The following is an 18,626-nucleotide window of genomic DNA, read 5'->3' as shown; positions in this document are numbered from 1 at the left end:
TAAAAATGAGGGGAGACAAGTTGAAGAGATGAGCATAAAAAAGGTCGGAAAAGGCTTATTATTCGCTGTCTTGGCAGGTGCGCTGCTGTTCTCTCCCGTTTTGGACCATCCTGTGAGAGCCGAGGTTCCATCGAAGAAGGCCGTTGCGGCCGCATATGCCAAAATCCAAACCGAACGCGCTTCGGAGGTCGTGAAACTGGTGAACAAAGAACGGGCAGCCGCCGGGTTGAAACCGCTGACCATACATACCAATCTTTCGAAAATGGCCAAGCTCAAGGCCATGGATATGTTTAAGAACAATTATTTTGACCACACTTCCCCCGAGTACGGGTCACCGTTCGACATGATGGATACGTTTAATATTACTTATCGCTATGCGGGTGAGAATATCGCCATGGGTCAGACGACCGCCAAGGAAGCCGTAAGGGACTGGATGAACAGCCCCGGCCATAAGGCGAATATTCTGAATGCCCATTACACGCTGATCGGGGTCGGTTATTATAACGGGTACTGGGTGCAGGAGTTTATCGGAAAGTAGTTTACACCGAGGTTTTATAATATTTCCGGTACAGGTAGGGCGTAATGTCCTCGAATTTTTTAAACGTTTTGATAAAATACCCCGGCTCATTAAAGCCAAGTTCATCGCTGATTTGCGCTACGGGCATATCGGTGACCTCCAGAAGCTGCTTGGCCCAGCTGATTTTAAGTTTGGCCAAATAAGCCGTAAAATTTTCCCCTGTTTCCTTGGTGAAGAGCCTGCTGAAATAGCTTGGACTGATGTGGCACAAATCCGCCATTTGCTTAAGGGAGGCCTGCTCGCTTTTGTGGCGGTGAATATACTCGAAAGCGGGCTTTAGAACGCTGTTCGTACATGCGTAGGATTCGGAATCCGTCTTATTCAGGTAGGCGTCGGCAATGACGTTTGTCATCTCTTTTTTGATGGATTCGATATTTTTGAGCGAATAGCCCGGTAGAATGGTGGAGACATTAACGGTCTCGCCATTTCCGGCTGTTTTTTCAAACATCTCGATCAGCAGATTTTTATTTAGCGCTTCCTCAACGATGTAGTTGCATAACAGAAACAGCATGTTGGAGATTTTGACCACTTCCTCATAAGTCATGACGGGGAGTTCGTCGTAGAAGTGTTGGAGTTCGGCACGTTTGGTCCGGTGCAGCCGGGTATCTTTCAAACTCAGAATCTGTTCGAGGTCCCGGGCATTTTCCGGATCGGACAACCTGACCTGGCCGGCCATCACCGCTCCGATGTACTTGTCATCCACGGAGATCGGGATAGCGATATCGATAATGTTAAAATGACAAAGGTAGACATACGGAGCATTGGAACGGACGGATTCAAGGCCGCCGCGGGAATCGCATTTCAGGCAGTACGGAAGGAGCTCGGGGTCTTTCCGCACATGTCGGCAGAAGGCCTGACAGCTGCTATGGCTCGTGACGGGATTTCCTTTATAATCCACCGTAAGGATCGCGAGGTTGGTCACGGTCGCCAGTGAATCTTGAAGACGCTTCCATTTATTTAAATCTAGAATTTTGTGAATACGCAGATGCTCCTGGATCATCGTTCGCACCCTCTCGTTGTTTATGTCATAAGGATACCATTTATCCGGAAAAGTGCAAAATTTTACGATTTGGAATTGCAATTATCCGTAATCTTTGTTCCCTTTCAAGACCGTTTATCTCGGCTATAATTTAAGGTATTAAAAAATAAAATTGATATAACCAAGGAGGAAGAACGATGAGAAAAGCGTTTATAAGCCCCGCAAAATATGTACAGGGAGAGGACGAACTGCTGAATCTGGGCTATTTTGTCCGCTCTTTCGGAACATCCGCATTGTTGATTGCCCACCGTGACGATGTGGCCCGTGTAAAGGATAAGCTGGAAGCTACGGCGGAGAAATTCGGGATTACCTTTGTTGAAAGCGGTTTTATGGGAGAGTGTTCCCGGCAGGAGGTAGCCCGCTTGCAACAGATCGCCAAGGAAAAAGGCTGCACATGCACCGTGGGCCTCGGCGGCGGGAAGGCCATTGACGCGGCGAAATGCGTAGCCCAAGGCGAAGCGCTGATCATCTGCCCGACGATCGCCGCGACGGACGCGCCCACCAGTCATTCCGCCGTCCTCTATACACCGGAGGGGGCTTTTGACGATTACGCTTATTTCAAACAAAGTCCAAACGTTGTTCTGGTCGATACGACGGTGATCGCCAATGCGCCGACGCGCTTCCTCGTTGCCGGGATGGGCGACGCTTTGTCGACCTATTTTGAAGCCCGGGCAACGGCCAAGTCATACTCGCGAGTCAATGCCAGCCTGCCGACGGGAACCCGGGAAGGCGTTTGTCCGCCTGCCGTCGGGACACATGCGGCACTGGCCTTGGCAACCCTATGCTATGAAATACTGCTGAAGGATGGCGCTAAAGCCAAGGTCGCCTGCGACGCGAACAAGGTCACACAGGCATTGGAGAATATTGTGGAGACCAATATTTTGCTGTCCGGCCTCGGTTTCGAAAGCGCGGGCTTGGCCGGAGCCCATGCGATCCATGACGGACTTACGATTTTGGAAGGAACCCATCACTATTACCATGGGGAAAAAGTCGCCTTCGGAACTTTGGCCCAATTGGTCCTTGAAAATGCGCCTAACGAAGAGCTGCATCAGGTACTCGACTTTTGCCTGGATGTAGGTTTGCCGGTTTGTCTGGAGGATATCGGGGTCGACTCGATCGGGGAGGACGAACTTCAGAAAGTGGCGGAAAAGGCCTGTATTCCCGAAGAATCAATCCATTCGATGCCGTTCCCGGTCAAGGCGGAAGAGGTGGCTGCGGCAATTGCCACAGCGGACAGAATCGGCAAAAAGTATAAAACGTCAAGGGAGGCAAACCGGTGAAGAAAATCATCAATCGACCCGAGGATGTTGTCGCGGAAATGTGCAGAGGTATTGCCTTGGCGCATCCTGAGCTTGAATTCGTAAAGAAACATAAGATCATCAAGAGGAAGCGCATCGATGAGAACAAAGTGAGTTTGATCAGCGGCGGCGGGAGCGGCCACGAGCCCGCCCATGCGGGGTTCGTGGGAAAAGGGATGCTGGATGCGGCCGTGTGCGGCGATGTCTTCGCTTCGCCTTCCCAAATTCAGGTCTATCAAGCCATTAAGGCGACTGCCGGCAAAAAAGGAGCCCTGCTGATCATCAAAAATTACAGCGGGGATATGATGAATTTCAAGAATGCGGCTTTTTTGGCCGGGGAAGACGGAATTGAGGTGGAGTACGTTCGGGTTGAGGATGATATTGCCGTCCAAGACAGCCTTTACACCGTTGGAAGACGGGGTGTTGCGGGGACGGTACTTGTTCACAAAATCGCCGGGGCCGCGGCTGAAGAAGGGCGGAGCTTGCGGGAAGTCAAGGAGGTTGCCGAGAAAGCGGCCTCACGGGTTCGCACCATCGGTTTCGCCCTGACTTCCTGTACCGTTCCGGCCAAAGGGACGCCGACGTTTGAAATCGCCGCGGATGAGATGGAATATGGCGTTGGCATCCATGGAGAGCCGGGCATCCGGCGCGAAAAAGCCGCATCGGCCGACGAGCTTGCCGGACGGATGGTACATGCGCTTTTGGAGGATTTGAGTATCGGCGGGGGGGAAGGCCGGGAAATCGCTTTGCTGATCAACGGATTTGGGGCTACCCCTTTGCAGGAGCTGTATGTTCTGAATCATGCAGTAACCAAGGAACTGGTCAAGAGATCCGGTCTGCAAATTTGCAAGACATTCGTCGGCAACTACATGACCAGCATCGATATGGCGGGGGCATCCGTCTCGATCATGAAACTGGACGACGAATTAAAGCAACTGTTGTTTGCGGAGAGCGATACACCGGCATTTAAAATGACCGGCACCGAAGCGGCCGCCGATTATCGGGAAATCCTCGAGGAGCAGGATGTCGAGGGGCAAGAAGTATTCTTCACAGCGGAAACCCCGGAGGAATATGGGCTGATCCGTGACAACGAGATCCAACTGCGTAATATGATCTATCTTGTCGACAAAATGAGTGAAATCATCATTAAAAATGAGGTGCCTTTCTGTGAGCTCGATGCCCATGCCGGAGACGGGGATTTCGGCATGAGCGTGGCCAAGGGCTTCAAGCAGTTGAAGCGTGAGTGGAAAGAGATTATCTCCGGTCAGGGGGAACATATCGGCGATTTTCTTGAAGCGTGCTCCTTGGTCATTATGGAACACTGCGGAGGAGCCTCCGGCCCGATTTGGGGCTCGGCTTTTCGGGCGGCCGGGAAAGCGGCGGGCACGAAGGCCCGGCTTAATGTGGCCGACATGGGTGACCTGCTGCAGGCGGCCGTGCGCGGAATTCAGGCTACGGGGGAACGTTCCTTCGGACGCGGAGCCGTCGTCGGGGACAAAACGCTGATCGATGCGCTCGCCCCGTGCGCGGACTCCTGGACGGCCAGCGCTAAGGCGGGAGACGACATGCTGACCGCCTTCCGGAAGGCGGCGGAAGCGGCCGAGGATGGCGCGAGAAGAACTGCGGATTTCGTCGCCCGGATGGGACGTGCCGGAAATGTCGGTGAGCGCAGCCTTGGTTATCCCGATGCGGGCGCTTACGCATTGGGGGTTATTTTCAAAGCGCTCTCGGAGAGTTTGAAATAGGGGCGAATCAGGCTTAGAAAACGGACGGGATCAATCCCGTCCGGCTACCCGGACCTTGCTTGCGGATGCAAGCGGGTCTTTTTTTTTAATTATTTTTAATAAACGGTGAAACCTCTTCCTTCGCACCACGTAAACATTATTCAAGAAGGCAAAACATTTGGGGAGGAAACTAAACCATGTCGATTTTTAAAAGATTACGCGATTTAACGATGTCCAACATTAACGCAATGATTGATAAAGCGGAAGATCCGATCAAAATGACCGATCAATATATCCGGGACATGCAGGAAGATTTGGAGGATGCCGAAAAGGCGGTAGCCGCGCAAATCGCGATCGAGAAGAAATTCAAGGCGCTGTATGAGGAACAGGAAGCGCTGGTGGCCAAACGGACGCAGCAGGCTCACACGGCCGCGCAGGCGCAAAATGTGGATTTGGCCCGCCGCGCGCTGGAGGAGAAGAAGTCCGCGGAAGAGAAAATGGCCGAATATAAAGCCAACTATGAACAGAACAAAACGGCGGCCGACAATCTCCGCAAGAAACTGGAAGAGATGCGCAAGCAGTTGACCGAGATGAAAAACAAGCGCGAAACGCTGGTTGCACGATATAATGCGGCTAAGGCGCAAACGGAGATTAACAAGGCGATGACCGGATTCGGTTCGGACACGGCTGCCCAAGGCCTGAAACGCATGGAAGAGAAAATGATGCAGATGGAAGCCCGCGCCGAAGCCAGCAATGAAATGGCCGCCAAAGGCGCCGATCTGGACGAGGAGTTCGAGAAGCTCGGCAAAGACAAAGAAGTGGAAGACGAATTGGCTGCACTGATGAAGCAGTACGAGAATAAACAATAGGATTTTCGAAACGACGGTAAAGCGAGGCAGCGAAGCTCATGAGTGTTTGGAAAAGAATCGGAAACCTGTTCGCGAAGCCACAGCCGCCCCAGGCGGAGAAGAGCATGCTCACTCTGGCGCCCGGCGACATGTGCGAAGTGTCGCTGGTGACTTATGAGGTGACGGGGCGGGTTCATAACCGCGGCCGTAATGCCGTGGTACTGACCCTGCAGGACGGGGCCCAGATCAGCTACCTGCTTATCGAAGAGCGGGAAACGCTGCGGTACCAGCTCTACCGGCCGATTGACGGGCGGTTGGATACGCCGGATGAGGTTCCGGCCGAGATGGAGCTGGACGGAAGAACTTACTACCTCGACGAGCAATACATCGGGACGGTGACGGTCTCCGGACGGACCCCTTTCATGCAGGGTGGTGAGCAGTATGTTTGGCAGTTTCAGTCGGATGATTTTGCATTATTGCGGATTGAGTGGCAAAACGGCCGCTTCATGCTCTATGAAGGCGAGAAAGTGATTGCGGCGGACGTGAAAGTAATCCGGGCTAGTTAGTTGCTAATAAATTGAAGGGCTGTCCGCGGCGAAAAGGCTGAAGGACAGCCTTTCTTTGTCGAAATGTCCGAGAGAAATTTGCTTCTCAGGGCAGTAAAGCTTTATGGTTATTACATAAACTGGAGAGAATAAGAAGGACAACATCTTACGGGAGGCGAGCTGATGAAGACAACATCCGGCATCCGGCGTACGGCCGTCCTGGTTTCGGTCTCGGTACTGGGGACGTTATTGCTGTTGTCCGGGTTCGTATATGCGGTCAAGGATATCCTGAATCCCGTCGCATCCCTTGCGGACCGGCCGGCACCATCGGACGCTGTGGAGCGGGGAGGAAATGGAGTCGCTTCGCTGGATGTCACCGCGCTTGGCGATTCCCTGGCCAAGGGGACGGGGGACGATACGGGCAGCGGTTTTTCGCGCAGGGTCGTGGATTTGCTGAACCGGCAGGGTGCGAAGTCCAAGCTGATTAACAATCTGGGCATTAACGGGCTGACGACGAAAGAGCTTCTCCCCATGCTGGAGGAGCCCGGCGTACAATACTCGCTGAAGCAGGCGGGGGTTATTTTGCTGTCCATTGGAGCCAATGATTTATTTGACGGGGAGCAGCGGCTGGAGACACGAACGGAGATTCCGACGGAGAACGAATTGGAACAAGCCATCAAAGGCGCTTCAACGAACTTGGTCGAAATTGTGAAGAGAATCCATGAGATCAATCCGCAGGCACAACTAGTGTATATCGGATTGTACAACCCGTTTTCCGATATGAAACAGTTGAAGGAGGCGGGAGACGAAGCGGTGGCCCGCTGGAACGCCATAGCGGCGGAGGAGATCTCTTCCCTGGAGGGGAGCCGGGTCACGCCAACGGCCGACCTGTTTACGCTGCGTGCTTCGAGCTATCTATCCGGCGATCATTTTCATCCGAACGGAACGGGATACCAGGCGATTGCCGAAAGGATCGCCCAGGGCATCGCCATACCTTAGGAATTACGGGAGTGTGGGCAGCATGGCTGTAGAAACAGTTTTAAAGGTAGAACGTTTGAAGAAAAAGATCGGCGCCAAATGGATCGTCAAGGACGTGAGCTTCGAGGTGCGGGCAGGGGAAATTTTCGGCTTCCTGGGGCCGAACGGAGCGGGAAAGACAACCACCATCCGCATGCTGGTCGATCTGATCCGCCCGACGGAGGGCAGCGTGCGGGTTTGCGGCTTTGACGTAAACCGGGACCCCGAACGGGCGCTCGCCTTTGTCGGTTCCATCGTAGAGAATCCCGAAGTGTATGCCTACCTCACTGGGTGGGAAAATTTAGAACAGTTTGCCCGCATGGTGAAAGGGGTGGACCGGGACCGGATCGTGGAAGTCAGCGAATTAGTCGGCCTGCGGGAACGGATTCATGACAAGGTCAAAACCTACTCTCTTGGCATGCGCCAGCGGCTGGGCATCGCTCAAGCCTTGCTCGGGCGGCCGAAGCTGCTGATTCTGGACGAGCCGACAAACGGGCTCGACCCGAAGGGGATCAAGGAGCTGCGGCAATTTATTCGCAGCCTGGCGGAAGAGGGGCTGGCGGTGCTCGTCTCAAGCCACTTACTGAGCGAGATTCAGCTGCTCTGTGACCGGGTGGCGATTATCAGCCGGGGAAGCGTACTGGCGGTCGGCACGGTAAGCGACTTGATCCGCGAAAGCGCCGGCTATGTCATTTGGGAGCTGGCGCCGAAAGCGGAAGGCCGGGCGCTGCTTGAATCCGCCGGCGTCAAGGTGATTGAACGGGCGGAAGAGGTGCTTGACGACGCCGTCCTGGCGGGGATGTCCGCGAACTCGGTGGTGGCACAAATGCAGAGCGAGGAAGTTCCGCAACTGCTCGCCGACCTGGTTGCGGCCGGCGTGAAGGTAAGCTCGGTGCACAAAATCAATCCGACGCTGGAACAACTGTTTCTGGAAATGACAGGCGGTGAAACGATTGAATAAATCCCTCATGCTTTCTTTAATTCAGAACGAAATGATCAAAATGGTCCAGAAAAAACGTTTCTATGTCGTTCTGTTGGTTCTGCTCGTTCTCGTGCCGATCTTTGCGTACGCCCAATTGAAGCAGGCGGAGGACAAAATCGAAAAATACGGAAGTGACTGGCGCCGCGAAGTGCAGCAGGCGATCACCGACAATCAGAACTCGCTAGGAAGCGATCGGGTGCCGGAGGAATGGAAAAAGTACCGGCAAATTTATATCCAGCAACTGAAGTACTATCTGGAGCATGACGTGAATCCGGCGCAGCCCGGCGGGGTATCGTTTACCCGCGAATTTCTCGACAACGCTTCATCTTTGTTCATCCCGCTGCTGATTATGGGTATCGGTTCGGACATCGTATCCTCGGAACGGACGTCCGGCACGATCAAGGTGCTGCTGACCCGTCCGGTCCGCCGTTGGAAAATCCTGCTGAGCAAGCTGATCACGCTGCTGATGTTCGTGTCGCTGATCGTTCTGTCCACTTTTGTCATATGCTATTTGATATCGGGGCTCTTTTTCGGATACCAGGGATTTGACGCCCCGGTCTTTACGGGATTTCAACTTTCCGGCTCCGATGTGGACATTTCGGCGGTGCATGCGGTCCCGCAGTGGAAATATTTGTTTATGCAAGCCGGATTGGTCTGGTTTGTCGGCGTGACCGTAGCTGTTCTGGCCTTCATGGTCTCGGTATTGGTCCGCAGTACGGCGGCCAGCATCGTGATTATGATGGCGTCGCTGATCGCCGGCAGCATTTTGAGCAATATGGCTTCATCGTGGGCGAGCGCCAAGTATTTGTTCATGGTCAACCTGGGATTAACCAATTATCTGGCGGGAACGCCGGCTCCCATCGAGGGAATGACGCTGGGTTTTTCCCTGGCCGTGCTGGGGATCTGGGCCGCCGCCTCATTGGTCGTTTCATTCCTTGTCTTTACGAAACAGGATATATTGCATTAAAATGGACAAGGATAACAAAACATCTGTTTGCATTGTAGACGTAAAGTGCTTGTTCTCGGAGAGAAACTTTCTAAAGAGAGAACCTTTTTGGAACAACCTCTTCCATGGACTACATAAAGAAGATAAAAGGGGGAGCATGAATGGCCGAACAAATCGATTTGTTCGAAGACGCCTCCGGGGTCAAGCCGGGCCAGGCGGCTTCGGGATACGAAGCGGACGACATTCAGGTGCTCGAAGGGCTTGTCGCGGTACGTAAACGACCAGGTATGTATATCGGCAGTACGAGTTCGTCGGGACTTCATCATCTGGTATGGGAGATCGTGGATAATGCGGTCGACGAGCATTTGGCCAAATTTTGCACCAAAATCGAGATTACATTAAATAAAGACGGATCTGTTACCGTATTCGATAACGGCCGCGGCATTCCGACCGGGATGCACAAGACGGGCATTCCCACGCCGCAGGTCGTCTATACGATTCTGCACGCCGGCGGGAAGTTCGGCGGCTCCGGTTACAAGAAATCGGGCGGTCTGCACGGGGTCGGCGCTTCGGTGACCAACGCCTTGTCCGAATGGCTCGAGGTCGAGATTTACCGGGAGGGCAAAATCCACCGGATGCGGTTCGAGTACTGGGTGGACGATCAGGGAGTCGAGCATGTCGGCGAACCGGTCACAGGCCTGGAGGTGCTTGGAAATACGAACCGGACCGGGACAAAGGTGACGTTCAAGCCGGACATTCGCGTCTTTGTCAATGGAATCGGACTCAATTATGATACGCTCGCGGAACGTTTGCAGGAGATCGCTTTTCTGAATTCGGGCCTCAAAGTGACCTTGAAGGATGAGCGGTCGGATCGTTCCGACGAGTTTTTTTACGAGGGCGGCGCCAGCCAGTTCGTGCAGTTTCTGAACGAAGGCAAAGATGTGCTGCATGACGTGGTTCATTTCTACGCCGAGCGGGACGATATCGAGGTGGAGGTGGCCCTGCAGTATAACGCGGGGTATACGGAAACGCTCGCTTCCTTCGTGAACTCGATCCCGACCCGGGGCGGCGGGACGCATGAAACGGGCTTCAAGACGGCTTACACGCGCGTCATGAACGATTATGCCCGCAAGAACGGCATGCTGAAGGAAAAGGACAAAAACCTCGAAGGCAACGATTTGCGCGAAGGCATGATGGCCGTTATCAGCGTCAAGATGTCGGAGGTCGAGTTCGTGGGCCAAACGAAGGACCAGCTCGGCAGCGCTTCCGCGCGCAGCACGGTCGACGCGGTCGTGTCCGAGAAGATGGCGCTGTTCCTGGAAGAGAATCCGCAGGTGGCGCAAACGCTGATCAAGAAGGCGGTTCAGGCCTCCAAAGCGAGAGAAGCGGCGCGCAAGGCCCGGGATGAGATGCGTTCGGGCAAGAAGCGGAGCGAAAGCTCCAATCTGGGCGGGAAGCTGACGCCGGCGCAATCGAAGGATTTTACGCGCAACGAACTGTTTATTGTGGAAGGCGATTCCGCCGGCGGTTCCGCTAAGCAGGGCCGGGACTCCAAAATTCAGGCGATTCTTCCGCTGAAAGGTAAGCCGATGAATCCGGAGAAAGCCCGGTTGGCCGATATTTTGAAGAACGACGAGTACCGGGCGATCATCTCCGCGATCGGCGCGGGGATCGGGCCGGAATTTGCGGTGGAAGACAGCAATTACTCCAAAATCATAATCATGACCGATGCCGATACGGATGGAGCACACATCCAGGTGCTGCTGCTGACCTTCTTTTACCGTTACATGAAGCCGTTGATCGACGCGGGCCGGGTTTATATCGCCCAGCCTCCGCTTTACAAGATCACCCGTCGTTCCGGCAAGCTGGAGACCGTCCGGTATGCGTGGAACGAAGAACAGCTGCAGAATTATCTGAAGGAGTTCGGTAAGAACTTTGAACTCCAGCGGTACAAGGGACTCGGGGAAATGAACCCTGAGCAGCTCTGGGAAACGACGATGAATCCCGAAACCCGCACGATGCTCCAGGTTCAGATCGAAGACGCCGCGAAGGCGGAACGGCGCGTTTCCACCCTGATGGGAGACAAGGTCGATCCGCGGAAGCGCTGGATTGTGGAGAATGTGGATTTCACGGATTATGAGGAATAGAAGGTGACATGAGTTGAGTTCATTGGAGAATTTTCTGCCGGCCTTCCTCGAGGAAGTCGTCGGTGACCGCTTCGGGCGGTATTCCAAATATATTATTCAAGACCGGGCGATTCCCGACGTACGCGACGGCTTGAAGCCGGTTCAGCGCCGGATTCTGTACGCGATGTACGATTCGGGCAATACGCCGGATAAACCCTACCGCAAATCCGCCAAAACGGTTGGGGACGTCATGGGGAACTATCATCCGCACGGGGACTCCTCCATTTATGAAGGCATGGTGCGGATGGCCCAGCCGTGGAAAATGGGACATGTCCTGGTGGACGGCCATGGCAACTGGGGTTCGCAGGACGACGATCCGGCCGCCGCTATGCGGTACACGGAGGCCCGCTTGTCGCCGATCGCCATGGAACTGCTGCGCGATATCGAGAAGCGTACCGTCCCGTTCAAAGATAACTTTGACAATACGGCGATGGAGCCGATCGTTCTGCCCTCGCGTTTTCCCAACCTGTTGGTCAACGGGGTCAGCGGGATTTCCGCGGGTTTTGCCACGGAGATTCCGCCGCACAACTTGCGGGAAGTCATCGACGCCTGCATCGCCGTAATGGAGAAGCCCGATCTGCCGATGGAGCAAATCCGGACCTATGTGAAGGGGCCGGATTTTCCGACCGGCGGGATCATTATGGGCGAAGAGGGGATCCGCGAAGCTTACGATACCGGAAGAGGCAGGATCTATATCCGCTCCAAGACCGAGATCGAAACCCTCCGCGGCGGCAAACAGCAGATCGTGATCACGGAGATTCCTTATCAGGTCGTGAAATCGCGACTGGTCACGGCGATGGAGAATATCCGGCTTGAGAAGAAAGTGGACGGCATTGCCGAGGTCCGCGACGAAAGCGGCCGCAACGGGCTCCGCATCGTCGTCGAACTGAAGAAAGACGCCGACGCGCAGGGCATCCTCGCTTATTTGCTGAAGAAAACCGACCTGCAGGTCAATTACAACTTCAATATGGTCGCGATCGTTAACAAGGCCCCCCGCCAGCTGGGATTGAAGCAGATGATCGAAGCCTACATCGCCCACCAGCGGGAGGTCGTGACCTTCCGGACCCAGTTTGAACTGGAAAAGCTGGAGGACCGGGCTCACGTGCTGGAAGGTCTGGTGAAGGCGCTCAATATTCTGGACGAGGTCATCGCCGCTATCAAAGCGTCGAAGAATCGCCAGGACGCCCAGAACAACCTGCAGTGGATGTTCGGATTCACCGAACGCCAGGCCGACTCGATTCTGACGCTGCAGCTTTATCGCTTGACGAATCTGGAGATTACTTCCCTGCAAAAAGAGCTGGAGGATATCCGGAAGAAAATCGCTACCCTGCGCGGAATTTTGGAGAGCGACAAAAAACTGATCGCTGTCATCCGCAAAGAGCTGACCGAAATCCGCGACAAGTACGGGGTTGACCGACGTTCGGAGATTCAGGGCGAGGTGGAGGAGCTCAAGGTCAACCTGGAGGTGCTCGTAGCCCAGGAAGAGGTGCTTGTTACCCTCTCCCATGAAGGATATATCAAGCGGACAAGCATGCTGTCTTTTACCCGTTCCGGCGGGGAAAGGGACAGCTCGGGAGTCAAGGAAGGCGACTATATCCGCCAAGTGTTTGACGTGGATACGCTGCAGAACCTGCTGATCTTTACGCAGCGGGGTCAATACTTCCTCTTGCCGGTGCATCAAATTCCGGAGTTCAAGTGGAAGGATAACGGAACGGCGATCGTCAATGTCATTCCGATGGCCAAAGAGGACAGGATCGTCAGCGTCATCCCGGTCAAGAGCTTTGACGCACCGGGCGAAAGCCTGGTGTTCGTGACGAAGCGGGGCCAGGTCAAACGGACGGACCTGAAGGATTACGAAACGAAACGCTCCGGTGCGGTGGCGGCCTGTAAAGTGGCGGACGGCGATGAAATCATCGGCGTCAAGCTGAGTCATAACCGGCAGGATATTCTGCTCGTGACGAGACAGGGGATGGCGATCCGGTTTGCCGAGAATGAAGTGAACGCGATGGGCCGCGTCTCGGCAGGGGTCAAGGGCATCCAGCTCAAGGACGAAGACGAAGTCGTATCCGCTCTGTGGGTGGAAGGCGAAGAAGGGGAAATCCTGGTCGTCTCGGACCTGGGCTACGGCAAACGGACGCTGCTGCTCGATTACCCGGTGCAGAGCCGGGGAGGCAAGGGCGTGCAGACGTTCGAATTCAAGGAAGGCAAGCGGGTCAAGCCGAACGGCACCCGACTGGCGGGCGGATTCCACAGCAAGGCTCCGCTGGCGCTGCTCGCGGTGACGAAGGAGGGGGCGATGCATTCGTTCAGCTCCGAGGATGCGCCGCTGGCGGACCGGAAATCCACCGGAAAGCAGCTGGTACCCGTGGACAAGAAGGACGAGCTGGTCGATCTGCTCGAGAAATAGCACCGGAAGCTTCGCCTGGCGGCGGTAGAAATCGCCGGGCGAAGCTTTTTTTGCGGGTAAACAGACCGCGATCTCGGTCTGTCTATGTTGGGAGTGCATCGATGGATGAGAAACCGTTAAAGCGCGACAAGTGGTGTAAAGAAGGTTCTTTTCACATTCATAGCCTGCAGCTCATTGTATTAAAGGGAATTTCTCCCGTTAATTTGGTGCATATTCGCCTGAAATTCTGTACATCGGCCCTTGGGCCGCGAAATAGCTGGAGCTTTTCCAGCTAAATCTGATCGAGGAGCCAAGAGCGGTACATTAACGGTAGGTTTTCCCGTTAATGATGTAGACTCCGACGGTGGGGTATTAAAATTACATTTGTGGATGTTGGCAAACGTATCTCCGTAACCAAATCACGTCCTTGCCCGGCGCCAATTTTTTAGTTCAACCTATATAGTGTGAAAAGCGGCTTGAGTAACATCAAAATAAAGGTAGGAACTCCCGTTAATTTAACGGCGATGGCGGATATATACGCTACAGACGCTTTTGTTAATCGCCCGGAATCCGGCTGGTCGCCAAATGCTCGATAAAGGCCTGAAGACTGGGATCCATAAACGTATGTTTCCGGTAAACGAGCCCCACCTTTTTTCGGGGGGCCGGCTCGGCCAGCGGAATGACGGAGATCCCGGAGGAATCCAGCGTTCCGGCGTAAGAGGCGGGAAGGATCGTTCCGCCGACATGCTGCCTGACCATCCGTATCTGAGATTCCATAGTGGACAGCTCCATGACCGGCTTTAGCGTTAGCCCGGCCATATGGCAGGCGGAATCGATCATTTGCCGCACAAAAAACTTCGGTTGGAACAGCACCAGCGGTATTTCGGCAAGCTGCTCCAGCTTCACCGCAGTGAAGGCCCCGAAAGGATGACTGTGGTAAACGACGAGAACGAGCTCTTCGTCATACAGGGGCAGATTGATCAACTGCTCATCCTCCAGCGGCAAAAAGACAACCCCCAGGTCAAGCCGGTTGCCCAGCAGGCCGTCACGGGTTTCTTCAGTCGCCAGTTCGATGACGTTCAGCTCGATTCCCGGATACTGGCGGTGAAACGAGACAAGCGCATCGGACAGGAGATGGTTGCCGGAGCAGCCGATGCGGAGTCTTCCCCGCTGAAGACCGGCAAGCTGGCCGATCTCCAGTTTGGCCTGCTCCAGCTCATGCAGAATCCGCCTGGCATGCTCCAGCAAAATCGTGCCGGGCTGCGTCAGATGGATTTTTTTCCCTGAACGGTGGAATAAGGGAGTGCCCACCTCTTGCTCCAGCAGGCGGATTTGGTGGCTTAATGTCGGTTGGGTAATGCCGAGCCGGTCCGCGGCCTTCGTGAAATGAAGCTCCTCGGCCACCGCCAAAAAATAATCCAATAGTCGATGCTCCATGTACAGTTTCTCCAATCCCGGTTGATCATCTATTTAATAGATTACATCTATGATATGGAAAAAATTCTGGATTGGCTAGAAGAATCGGAAAATGAAACGGGATAGGAAGCATAGAAACAATCTATGATAATTATTGATATCATAATATTGATCAATGCTTAAACAAGGGGTATAGTTAGTGTCAGAAGTTACGGAAAAGAGAGGGAGCGTTCGCAGTGGGCAAAATACAAATCGTACGGCGCGAGCAGCCGAAAGACAAACCGGACCCGAAGAAACTGGGTTTCGGACAATATTTCACCGATCATATGCTGGTGATGGATTATACGGCGGAGAAAGGTTGGCAGCCGCCGCAAATCGTTCCTTACGGACCGATTTCCTTGGACCCGTCCGCCATGGTATTTCATTACGGCCAGGAAGTATTTGAAGGCATGAAAGCCTACGCCTTGGGAGACGGGCGGATCGCCCTGTTTCGTCCCGACATGAATATGAAACGGATGAACCAGTCCTGCGAACGGCTCAGCATTCCTCAGGTCGACCCGGAGGCGGTGCTGGAAGGGATTACGGAACTGGTCAGCCTGGATCGGGACTGGATTCCGGAAGGCGATGATACTTCCTTGTATATCCGCCCGTTTATCATTGCGACGGAGCCGTGCCTCGGCGTTCGGGCCGCCAAGGAGTACAAGCTGCTCGTTATTTTGTCGCCGGTGGGCTCCTACTACCCGGAAGGGATTCATCCCGTATCGATCTACGTGGAGGATCAATTCGTCCGGGCGGTTCGCGGAGGAACAGGGGCCGCCAAGACGTCGGGCAATTACGCCGCGGGGATCAAGGCCCAGGAAGTTGCCAAGGACCAAGGTTTCTCCCAAGTGCTGTGGCTGGACGGCGTTGAGAAAAAATACATCGAAGAAGTCGGCAGTATGAACGTCTTCTTTAAACTCGGAGGCGAAGTCATTACGCCCGCTTTGTCGGGCAGCATTTTGGCCGGCATCACGCGCGATTCGGTGATTACGATGCTGCGCTCGTGGGGGCTGACGGTGACCGAACGCAGAATCACCGTCGAGGAGCTGTTTGAAGCGGCCCGAAAGGGCCTGCTGGAAGAGGCGTTCGGTACCGGGACAGCAGCGGTTATCTCGCCGATCGGGACGATGAAATGGGATCGGGAGCAGATCACCATCGCCGGCGGTAACACCGGAGAGTACGCCAAGAAGCTGTATGATACCATTACAGGCATCCAGAAGGGACTCCTTGAGGACCGTTTTGACTGGATGAAGGAAATTCATTAATATCATCATGCGTAACGCGACCACATGCCAGCCCGCTCGGCTTCCCAGCCGGGCGGGCTTTTTGCCGTCTGATGAAGTTTCAACATGGACTCAGGAAGGAATTTTCAAATGGTTGTCGAAATATTCATGACGTATATAAGAGCGGACTCGGCTGGAAGTTATTTAAGGGGGGAAGTCATGCATACTGCGGAATTTACTAAATTGCTGGGCATCATCATAAAGGACTACCAGACGCATATGGAGGAAGAATTGGCTCCCGCGCTGACGACGTCCCAATTGACTGTGCTGGAGGTGCTGGAACGCGAGGGCAAGCTGAAGCCGTCCGAATTGCTCCCCTTTCTGTCCACCACGCCGGCGGCGGTAACCATGCTGCTTGACCGGATGGAGCGGGGGGAATTGATTCGGCGGGAACGGGATGAGGGCGACCGTAGAATTGTGTGGGTGTCGATTACGGAGAAAGGGAAGCGTGAGGCGGAACGGGGCGTTCAGGTAAGAGAGGCTTATCTGGGCGGAATGCTGGATCGAATTTCAACGCATAACCAGCAGCTGCTCGTCTATTTAATGGGGAAAATATCCGGAAAATCTCAGTCCGTAACGGGAGACTGAAACGAAAATGCGAGTTGCCGGGGAGGATGAACTCCGGCAACTCGCATTTTTGATTACCACAGTTCTCCGGCGGCACCGCCCGATTTGCAGGCTTCACCGACCCCGCGATAAATCCGCTCTTCCCACAAATCCCAGGGATAGCAGCGGGGCGGAAGCGAGATCAGGTCGATCATTTCTTTGCTGACCGGATGGGGAAAACCGACATAAACCGACCACAGGGCGATTTGTTCACCGGGTTTGTTTAAGGCGGCGCCGTATTTTTGGTCACCGTAAAGCGGGCAGCCCAAATGGCTGAATTGCACGCGAATCTGATGGGATCTCCCGGTATGGAGCCGGATCTGCACCAGGGATAGATTGTCCTTGGGGGAGCTGCCCAACACCCGGTAATCGAGTCTGGCGTCTTTGCCCCCTGGCGTGCCTTTCTTAACTACGCGCACCGTGTTGGTCTTCTCGTCCTTCAGCAGCGTATCGGTCAACGTGCCGCTGGCCCGCGCGGGAATCCCCCGGATGACGGCCACGTAGCCTTTCTCAAAGCTGCGGGTCCGCACCGCATCGGACAACCGTGACGCGGCTTTCGACGTTTTGGCGAACACCATGGCGCCGCCGACGGGCCGGTCGAGCCGGTGAACCAGCCCCAGATACACATTGCCGGGCTTACTGTACCTTTCTTTAATATCCGCTTTGAGCAGGTTCAGCAAGTCGGGATCTCCGCTTGCATCTTCCTGGGTGGGAACATTGATTGGCTTTACAATGCCGAGTATATGGTTGTCCTCATAAAGAATCACCACGCCGGGCTCGCCTGGAATTCGCATGGAGCAGCCCTCCTTAGTCCTCCCAGCGGCCCAAGATGCCGCAAGGAAGATTCAGACCGGAGCGGGTGATCGGAAGCCCCAACTCCCCGGCCGTAATGACTCCGCCGTAACGCTTCTTGACGGTCATCGACAAGATGTTATGCAGCACGGTGGGTGAAATCCCGGTCGTATAGGAGTTGACCAAAAAGAACAACGGGGTATCCGATAAAATGGAGAGACAGGACTCCACGAACGGATAGAGGCTCGTTTCCAGCTTCCACATTTCGCCGCCGGGTCCCCGGCCGTATGACGGCGGGTCCATAATGATCGCATCGTATTTGTTGCCGCGCCGCTGCTCGCGCTGCACGAATTTAAACACATCGTCCGTAATAAAGCGGACGGGGCGGTCGCCGAGGCCCGACAGGTTCAGGTTCTCCTTGGCCCATTGCACCATCCCTTTCGCGGCGTCCACATGCACGACCGAAGCGCCCGCCGAAGCGGCCGCCACGGTAGCTCCGCCGGTGTAGGCGAACAAGTTGAGCACCTGGACCGGACGTCCCGCCCCCGAAATCTTGTCCATCATCCAGCGCCAGTTCGCCGCCTGTTCGGGAAACAGGCCCGTATGCTTGAAATTGGTCGGGCGGATATAAAATTTAAGCCGGTCATAAGAGATGGTCCAGCGGTCGGGAATCTGCTTCTTCATCTCCCATTGGCCGCCTCCGGATGAGCTGCGGTGATAATGGCCGTGGACATCGCGCCACTCCTTGTTCTCGTCCCGGATCGGCCAAATGATCTGCGGATCCGGACGCCGGAGCACGACATCGCCCCAACGCTCCAGCTTCTCTCCGTTCCCGGTATCGATAACCTCATAATCTTTCCAGTCGTTTGCTACGTACATGTGTTTAAACCCTTCCTTCCGTTTCAAAAGAACGGTCCTTCGCGGACCGCCCGAATCAAGAAT

General features: G+C 54.6%; 16 protein-coding genes. 12 read left to right on the top strand and 4 right to left on the bottom strand.

Annotated elements, in window-relative coordinates:
- Positions 1 to 28 precede the first annotated feature (28 nt).
- Positions 29 to 538, top strand: a complete 510-nt coding sequence (locus V4U88_RS01660) for a CAP domain-containing protein (protein ID WP_334071485.1) — start codon at positions 29 to 31, stop codon at positions 536 to 538.
- A gap of 1 nt (position 539) precedes the next feature.
- Here the strand turns inward: V4U88_RS01660 and V4U88_RS01655 are convergent, their stop codons facing one another.
- The gene (locus V4U88_RS01655; RefSeq protein ID WP_334071484.1) at positions 540 to 1,577 is read right to left on the bottom strand and encodes a PocR ligand-binding domain-containing protein; all 1,038 of its coding nucleotides are present in this window, start codon (positions 1,575 to 1,577) and stop codon (positions 540 to 542) included.
- A gap of 176 nt (positions 1,578 to 1,753) precedes the next feature.
- Here V4U88_RS01655 and V4U88_RS01650 point away from each other — a divergent pair, with 176 nt between their 5' ends.
- The 9 genes from V4U88_RS01650 to gyrA all read left to right on the top strand — a co-directional run bounded on the left by V4U88_RS01650 (position 1,754) and on the right by gyrA (position 13,569).
- Positions 1,754 to 2,896: a glycerol dehydrogenase gene (locus V4U88_RS01650; RefSeq protein ID WP_334071483.1), complete on the top strand. Its 1,143-nt coding sequence runs from the start codon at positions 1,754 to 1,756 to the stop codon at positions 2,894 to 2,896.
- Entirely contained in the window at positions 2,893 to 4,659 is a 1,767-nt protein-coding gene (gene dhaK / locus V4U88_RS01645; protein WP_334071482.1) for a dihydroxyacetone kinase subunit DhaK, read from the top strand. The genes V4U88_RS01650 and dhaK overlap by 4 nt, the downstream gene beginning before the upstream one ends.
- Before the next feature lie 176 nt (positions 4,660 to 4,835).
- Positions 4,836 to 5,507 carry a PspA/IM30 family protein gene (locus V4U88_RS01640; protein WP_334071481.1) on the top strand — a complete coding sequence of 224 codons (672 nt, stop codon included), beginning with the start codon at positions 4,836 to 4,838 and terminating at the stop codon, positions 5,505 to 5,507.
- A gap of 38 nt (positions 5,508 to 5,545) precedes the next feature.
- Positions 5,546 to 6,052: a DUF4178 domain-containing protein gene (locus V4U88_RS01635; protein ID WP_334071480.1), complete on the top strand. Its 507-nt coding sequence runs from the start codon at positions 5,546 to 5,548 to the stop codon at positions 6,050 to 6,052.
- 162 nt (positions 6,053 to 6,214) lie between these two features.
- The gene (locus V4U88_RS01630) at positions 6,215 to 7,030 is read left to right on the top strand and encodes a GDSL-type esterase/lipase family protein (protein ID WP_334071479.1); all 816 of its coding nucleotides are present in this window, start codon (positions 6,215 to 6,217) and stop codon (positions 7,028 to 7,030) included.
- A 22-nt stretch (positions 7,031 to 7,052) separates the two neighbouring features.
- Positions 7,053 to 8,009, top strand: a complete 957-nt coding sequence (locus tag V4U88_RS01625; protein WP_334071478.1) for an ABC transporter ATP-binding protein — start codon at positions 7,053 to 7,055, stop codon at positions 8,007 to 8,009.
- A gap of 7 nt (positions 8,010 to 8,016) precedes the next feature.
- A complete protein-coding gene (locus V4U88_RS01620; RefSeq protein ID WP_334071477.1) occupies positions 8,017 to 8,997 on the top strand; it encodes an ABC transporter permease in 981 nt (326 codons plus the stop codon).
- A gap of 140 nt (positions 8,998 to 9,137) precedes the next feature.
- A complete protein-coding gene (gene parE / locus V4U88_RS01615; RefSeq protein WP_334071476.1) occupies positions 9,138 to 11,123 on the top strand; it encodes a DNA topoisomerase IV subunit B in 1,986 nt (661 codons plus the stop codon).
- Between the two features lie 13 nt (positions 11,124 to 11,136).
- A complete protein-coding gene (gene gyrA, locus V4U88_RS01610) occupies positions 11,137 to 13,569 on the top strand; it encodes a DNA gyrase subunit A (RefSeq protein ID WP_334071475.1) in 2,433 nt (810 codons plus the stop codon).
- 534 nt (positions 13,570 to 14,103) lie between these two features.
- On the opposite strand, the gene V4U88_RS01605 is transcribed toward gyrA, so the two are convergent.
- Positions 14,104 to 14,985, bottom strand: a complete 882-nt coding sequence (locus tag V4U88_RS01605) for a LysR family transcriptional regulator (protein WP_334071474.1) — start codon at positions 14,983 to 14,985, stop codon at positions 14,104 to 14,106.
- A 215-nt stretch (positions 14,986 to 15,200) separates the two neighbouring features.
- Here V4U88_RS01605 and V4U88_RS01600 point away from each other — a divergent pair, with 215 nt between their 5' ends.
- Both V4U88_RS01600 and V4U88_RS01595 read left to right on the top strand, forming a co-directional pair.
- The gene (locus tag V4U88_RS01600) at positions 15,201 to 16,268 is read left to right on the top strand and encodes a branched-chain amino acid aminotransferase (RefSeq protein WP_334071473.1); all 1,068 of its coding nucleotides are present in this window, start codon (positions 15,201 to 15,203) and stop codon (positions 16,266 to 16,268) included.
- A gap of 177 nt (positions 16,269 to 16,445) precedes the next feature.
- A complete protein-coding gene (locus tag V4U88_RS01595) occupies positions 16,446 to 16,874 on the top strand; it encodes a MarR family winged helix-turn-helix transcriptional regulator (protein ID WP_334071472.1) in 429 nt (142 codons plus the stop codon).
- 53 nt (positions 16,875 to 16,927) lie between these two features.
- Here the strand turns inward: V4U88_RS01595 and V4U88_RS01590 are convergent, their stop codons facing one another.
- Positions 16,928 to 17,686 (bottom strand): RluA family pseudouridine synthase, encoded by a 759-nt coding sequence (locus V4U88_RS01590; RefSeq protein WP_334071471.1) that lies wholly within the window; start codon positions 17,684 to 17,686, stop codon positions 16,928 to 16,930.
- A 13-nt stretch (positions 17,687 to 17,699) separates the two neighbouring features.
- Positions 17,700 to 18,563, bottom strand: a complete 864-nt coding sequence (locus tag V4U88_RS01585; RefSeq protein ID WP_334071470.1) for a class I SAM-dependent methyltransferase — start codon at positions 18,561 to 18,563, stop codon at positions 17,700 to 17,702.
- Positions 18,564 to 18,626: the final 63 nt, after the last annotated feature.

Source organism: Paenibacillus sp. A14 (genome assembly GCF_036864815.1).
GTDB lineage: Bacteria > Bacillota > Bacilli > Paenibacillales > Paenibacillaceae > Fontibacillus > Fontibacillus sanfengchensis.
This window is presented reverse-complemented; position numbering and strand designations above follow the sequence as displayed.